The 6,377-nt window shown below is 40.2% G+C and carries 3 protein-coding genes; 2 read left to right on the top strand and 1 reads right to left on the bottom strand.

The genetic code is table 11. The features are described 5' to 3' along the window. Positions 1-285 precede the first annotated feature (285 nt). A complete protein-coding gene (locus tag C1721_RS03120) occupies positions 286-3,450 on the top strand; it encodes a DUF6383 domain-containing protein (RefSeq protein WP_159063527.1) in 3,165 nt (1,054 codons plus the stop codon). A 221-nt stretch (positions 3,451-3,671) separates the two neighbouring features. Here C1721_RS03120 and C1721_RS03115 read toward each other — a convergent pair whose 3' ends face one another. Next, entirely contained in the window at positions 3,672-4,979 is a 1,308-nt protein-coding gene (locus C1721_RS03115; RefSeq protein ID WP_234347272.1) for a DUF4933 domain-containing protein, read from the bottom strand. 304 nt (positions 4,980-5,283) lie between these two features. On the opposite strand from C1721_RS03115, the gene C1721_RS03110 reads away from it, so the two are divergent. Further along, the gene (locus tag C1721_RS03110) at positions 5,284-6,327 is read left to right on the top strand and encodes an SIS domain-containing protein (RefSeq protein ID WP_102407079.1); all 1,044 of its coding nucleotides are present in this window, start codon (positions 5,284-5,286) and stop codon (positions 6,325-6,327) included. Positions 6,328-6,377: the final 50 nt, after the last annotated feature.

Genomic DNA, 6,377 nt, shown 5'->3' with positions numbered 1-6,377 from the left:
GAAAACGTTCGTCTAGATTCGTCAATGCAAAGGTACATCTTTCTTTTATTCCTGCAACCCTTTTTGAATAATTTTTTATCCCTCTATATGCTTTCTTATCAATAATATAGGCTATTAGTTACAAAACAAAGGCTTCGTATTACGAACGCTTCAAAAACAGGCTAAAAAACGACGATTCTAGACCAACGTTTTCGTTAGTCATTTCCAATGTCTTGTGGAAAGCGAAAGCCTTTGATAAATAAGTTTTTTAATGAACACTATTATTAATATTAAATGAGAAAAAGTATGAACAAGAGATTCTCTACATTATTGGCTACCGCTTTGGTAGCTGTCTCTTCCGTGAGTGCTCAACAGGCAATTATGGGAGAACAGGATCTGAAAGATGTTAAGTCCGGTACTTACATCTATTTGTCTCCTGTAAAGGTTGATGCTACAGCAATTCCATTAGCAGGGGTTTTAGCTCCGGCTTTCGGTATGGCAAAAGCTGATACAACAGCCATTAAACCCGGTGAAAGCTGGATGCGTGCCGACTCTATGTTGTGGACTGTACAGTCTACTGTAACAACTGCCGGTGTAACTTACAAATTGCAAAACAAACGTACTTTGGCTTACCTGGCTATGCCGAAGGTTTCTACAAGCGAAGATGGTAAAGTTGATGCTAAATTTACAGCAGACGGTATTACCGACTGGGCTTATAACGGAAGTGCTTTCTATGCAATTAATAATGTAAACGGAAAAGACTCCGTACGTACATTGTGCTGGAGTGAAGCTGATAAGAAGTTTTATGTACAGGCTGTTGCTGGAACAACCGCTCCTACTACTGATGAAGCTAATGTATTGGCACGTTTCGTACGCACAGAATTTGCAATGAATGCTACTCAGTTCAACAATGTTGTAAAGGGTAAATTCTATTTCAATGCTGTCAATACCAGTGATAAGAATGCTCCGGTTAAACCGACTGAAGGTAACATCCTGTCGGAAAATACTTGGTTTGCACGTACAGCTTATGCTGCTCCTGCTAATGCTGATACTTTGTTGAACTTAACAACAAATCAGGCTGCAGCTGCTGTAGCTAGTGATGGCGCCTTTATTTCTGATAAGACGGCAAATGGATATAAAACAGCTAAAACCTGGTTGCAGGTAGATACTGTATATGTAGCAGGTACAACTACTGGGGCTACATATGATTCAAAAGGTATGACTGAACCGATGATACTTCCTGCATTGACTATGACCAAAGACACACTTCTTGGTTATACATCAGTTGCCAATAACAAAACAGACTATACAGGTAAAAACGGAGATAAGTTGCAACGTCCTATGGGTGCTGCTATGTGGGTAGTTCGTTATGCTTTGGCTAACGATTCAATCTCTATCCAACCGGTATCCGTACCGAAGAAGAAAGTGAATGGAACAGCTGCAGGAAAAATAGGCTTTATGGCTGACTCTTTGAGTATGTTGAGTGGAACTTATGCTTGCAATACATTGGTTTTTGATCCGGCTAAACGCTCATATAACTTAGCAGATTCTGCTGTTGTTATGCCTACAGTAGCTTTGCGTTTGTTAGGTAACAATGCATTGTTGGTTGTTGATACATTAACAGCTGATCAAACTTACTTCCCATTGATTCAGCCGTATGCAACTAAGGCTGTTGGCGGTGATGCTACTATCAGCACAGACAAGGTTTATTTCTTGAAACTGGCTGGACATAACTTCAATGCTGCTGGCGCAACTTATGGTAGTAAAGAAAATTATAATGGTAAATATATCACAGCTCCGTTATCAGAGGCTGCTATTAAGGGTGCCGCTAATACTGTAGAAGTAACCGACCTCGTTTTGGCAGGTACAGCCAGCGCTGTAAATGTTTCAGATCAATGGATTGCCGTTAAAGGTGATGCCGATGGCGTATATTCAATCATCAACCGTGCAACAGGTACTGTTTTAGCTGGTGGTGGAATCAATAAGATCGAAAAGGTTGGCGACAAAGAAGTAGAAAATGTATTCCAGATCGGTACAGATACTATCCGTTTGGTTGAAGCCGGCGCAATAGCTGATGCTAAAGAAGAATATACAGGTTATTATTATGAAGCGGCCGGTAAATTGGCTAACAAGATGTTCCAGTTGACTTCTGCTTACGAATATCTGTTAACTTCTTATATGCAAGGTGATGACAAGAGCGTATTCTTAGGCGAAACTGAAAGCGCAATGTATCTGGAAGCTGCTGATGGTGAAGGTAAAGGCAAAGCTTACGGTGCAGAGATTACAGGTGTTCCTGCTTTGAAACGTGTTGCTTATAAACTGAAAGATGCCGATAATAAATATGTTGCTACAGTTGGTGGCTCTGCAGGCTCTGCTTCTACTACTTATGCAATGGTTGATAACAAAGCTAACGCTTCTGTATTCTTTATCAAAGAAATTGCAAAAGATAACTATATCTTGATTGATACAGCTGTTTGGGTTGCTGAAGGCAAGACAGGAACAGCCCCTACAGCATCCTATACAATGTTATCATTGGATGCTAAGCAGAAAGCTCCGCTGGTAAAAGCTACAGCTTTGAATTTGGAGAATATTGCTCCGTTTATCTTGAAAGAAATGGATACTCCTTCTATGGAATTTAAAGCAAGAGGCCATCAGAACATCAAGTTCGGTAATGAAATGTTAACTATCGGTAAAGATAACTTTGCTGTAGGTGCTCGCGTAGGTGACCTGAAAGCTGAATATGCATCAGAAGACTTCACATTCTATCTGGATACTGTGGCATATGTAGAAGGCGAAAAAGCTGCTTACTATGTATCTAAAGCAATAGCTAATCCTACGGAAGAACAAGAAGGTTTCCGTATGTATCTGACATTGGCAGATGCGGATTCAGTGAAGGCTCATGCAACAGATAAGGTTAATCCTTATAGAGACAGCGATGGTAATGATCGCTTCCTGTTCCGTCCTGCAATGCGTTATGGTGTTGATTCTTTAGTTGTTTTCAATACAAGACTTAATAAGAAAGATGTAATGGAAACAGTAAAAGATACTATCAACATTAAGAGCAATGCTGCTGCAGTTAACGGTTTCCGCTTCAAGCTTGAAACTATTCTTGGCGAATCAGGTGTTTACCGTATGGTAACAAATGATGGTGGTGCTTATGTTCAAATGGTTGGTTCAAATAACGACCTTGTTAAAGCTGGTAAAGCAGGTGCTTCTGTTGTAACTCTTGCTGAAGCTGAAACTCCTACATCAAACGGTTCAATCAACGCAGACGACAACACAATCAGTGTAGTAGCCGGTGAAGGTAATGTAACTGTATACGGTGCAGCCGGTAAGACTATCATCGTATCAGACGTAGTAGGCCATAACACTACGGTTATCGCTACTTCCGATGCTGAAACAATCTCTGCACCTGCAGGCGTAGTTATTGTTAAGGTTGGCGAATTTGTTGATAAGACTGTAGTGAAATAAGAAGAACAGAAAATTAAATAAATAATCTAATTATCCGTGTGGATCGGGGAGTGGTGTAAAAGCCACTCCTTCCCCAAGTACCCTGCGAGAGGCGAACAAGCGGATAGAATATTAATACTAAAGTAATAAAATTAAAAGTTCTAGCTGCCTGTACTTCTGTGAGGAAGGAAAGCAGTAAACAAATTAAAGCCCTTCCGGTTTATTCGGAAGGGCTTTTTTTGTTACTTCTTTAGTTTGGCAATAATCATTACGTAGTCTTTTTCATGGGTTGCAGGGCTGTCAAGATATTTGAGAAGTGCCTGCTGTTTGGGAGAACCTGTCCGGATTAAGTTGTCTCTCATATCGGAAACGGCGCGAATCATATAAAGGTAATCGTCTGTTTGTCCATCCGGCCAGAATGGAAGGCCGTCGTCAATATCATTGATAAAACCACCGGATTCGGAAGGCAGAGTATATGCTTTTCCTTCTTTTTTCAGATAAACGATACGATGAGTTAATACCGGTTTGAAGCCGTCTATTTCGCCTCGCCAGTTTAGGATATGGGGAGCGCCTTTCTGTAAGATTCCGATAAATAGTCCGTTTGGGTTTTCACTGAGTGCACGAATCCATGCTTTCCCTTTCGGGATACCGTTCCCTTTTAGTTCTTCGTCCGATAGCTTCATGTTTCCTAAATCGAGGGCATATATGGGGGCAATTGTTTGCGAATCGCGAAGCTGATAAACTGTATCACAAAAAGGAATCATAAAGTTCATCCGGTCTTGTGCATCATTCCAGTAAGAAGTTTCGAAAGACGGTATGTCTTTTGTGCTGGAACGGGTAACGCCCGGAGTGTTTTCTTTAAGTGTGAACTGGCAGATCATATCTCCCTGCATGTTGAATGTGCTTATTTTATTCGGCTCTCCTGCCTCGTTTTCATAATGGTAAATGGTGTAACCGGAGGAGGAGAAGCCCAGCAGTTTGTCGTTTTCCGGGTTATTCAAGTGTAACGGATATGCAGCTGTCTGATCATCGGGATACAAAAAGTGTCTGATGCTAATCATTGTATTTAGCGGGTATAGTGTGCCGATATAAGGGGCGATTTTGTCTTGGTTTAACTTGTTTAGCCCGCTAAAGGCATAATAGAGGCTTCTGGTCTTCTTATCGTAGAACAGATTTGCATCATTCATTGCGTCATACCATCTGTATGCTAACGCCTTTAATCCGTAACGCTTACTGGGAGCGCCTGCTTTTCGATAGAAAATGCGTGGCTTGTTAAACGTAATAAAAGCATCACTGTCTGGTATGGCTATAACTTGCTTGACCGGATACTTGGTGTCTCCTGCCGAAAAATATTCTAATTCGGATGCAATCTGGCTTAATTTGAATGTTGCAGGAGTTTCCATTGCTTTTTCAATATTTATACGGATTACGGGCTCGGAGCAGTCGTATCTCGCTTCATACAAAGGAATGACAGGTTGCTGTTTGACACAGCCATTGTTGATAATTCCCGAAAAAAGGATAAGAATCAACAGAGGGTTATTTGCTTTCATAATTATATATTTAGATGTTTGTGCCTGATGTTATGGTTTATTGCTCTAAAGATATAAGTTTATATCTACAAATAATTCGTAATGATCTGTTTTTATTTGATTAAATGTTTGTTTTCTGATAAACGGCAGAAATATTTGTCTGTAGGATATTCGTTTCGGAAGTGATAGAATGTATTTTATAGATAAAATCTATATTAAATAATTTCATTTGTATGAAATATATAAGATATTTGCACGTATAAGATGAGAAAGGGTATGATTATTACCGCTGGACAAACTTAATCTATAATATAAAATACAAATCATGAGTAAATTTTTAAAGGAAATAGAGGGGCAACCAAATGCTTTGTCTGATACATGGGATTATTATGATGAGAAGGAGGGAGAGGACGCATTGAATACTGTTACCGGATTATGGAATTCCGGCGATTATGATAAAATTATATTTACCGGCATGGGCAGTTCCTGGTTTATTTCTCAGGCTGCAAGTAGCATGCTTTCTGCAAGAGGCATTCCTGCTTTGGCAATTAATGCGGGAGAACTGTTACATTACCAATATCCGATTATTAATAAGAAATGCCTTTTGGTTTGTATCTCACAATCCGGAGAAAGCTATGAGATTGTTCATTTATTGAAAAAAGTAGAGCAGGATGTGAAAATCATCGCTATCTGCAATGAGGAACAAAGCTCTTTGGTACGTATGGCCGGATATGTGTTGCCGTGTAAAGCCGGATGCGAGGAAATGACTTCTACTAAAACATTTGTCTCCTGCTATCTGGTGGCATACTTACTGGTGAAGGCTTTGGCTGATGAATTAGTTCTGGATGTTGAAGAGGTAATAGGGGCAATTGGCAATATGATTTTAACATGCCCTAAATGGCTGCCGGTCGCGATAGATGTGCTGAATAGCTCTTCTTCTATCCTGTTAATAGGACGCGGATCGGCTTTTACTGCAGCTTGCCAGGGGGCTTTGATGTTTATGGAAGCTGCTAAAACTCCGGCTTTGGCTATACAAGGGGGCGAATTTCGTCACGGACCGTTAGAAATGGTTAAGAAGGGATTTGTTGCTATTGTGTTTTCTCATTCACAATCGGGTACTTATAAGCAAAGCCTTACCCTTATAAAAGATATATTGAAGTATGGAGGTAAGGTTATATTCATTACAGACCGTTTCAGCGATATAGAAAATAGCCGCTTGTATGAATTTGGTTGCTCTTGCCGGAGGGATGAGCTTTTTGTTATTCAATCTATTATTCCTGTTCAGTTGATGGTTAATGCCTGGGCTGCAAGCAAAGGCGTTGTTCCCGGGAAATTTACCCATGCGTTGAAAGTAACAAACATTGAATGACCGGAAATATTCACGCCATTTTTATTGTCCATGTGTAATTATGTTACTCA

Source organism: Parabacteroides bouchesdurhonensis, assembly GCF_900186615.1.
Classification (GTDB): Bacteria; Bacteroidota; Bacteroidia; order Bacteroidales; family Tannerellaceae; genus Parabacteroides; species Parabacteroides bouchesdurhonensis.
This window is presented reverse-complemented; position numbering and strand designations above follow the sequence as displayed.

Excerpts from the sequence above, each read along its gene's own strand:
- C1721_RS03110 (WP_102407079.1), top strand. The coding sequence starts at position 5,284 with ATGAGTAAATTTTTAAAGGAAATAGAGGGGCAACCAAATGCTTTGTCT.
- C1721_RS03115 (WP_234347272.1), bottom strand. The coding sequence starts at position 4,979 with ATGAAAGCAAATAACCCTCTGTTGATTCTTATCCTTTTTTCGGGAATT.
- C1721_RS03120 (WP_159063527.1), top strand. The coding sequence starts at position 286 with ATGAACAAGAGATTCTCTACATTATTGGCTACCGCTTTGGTAGCTGTC.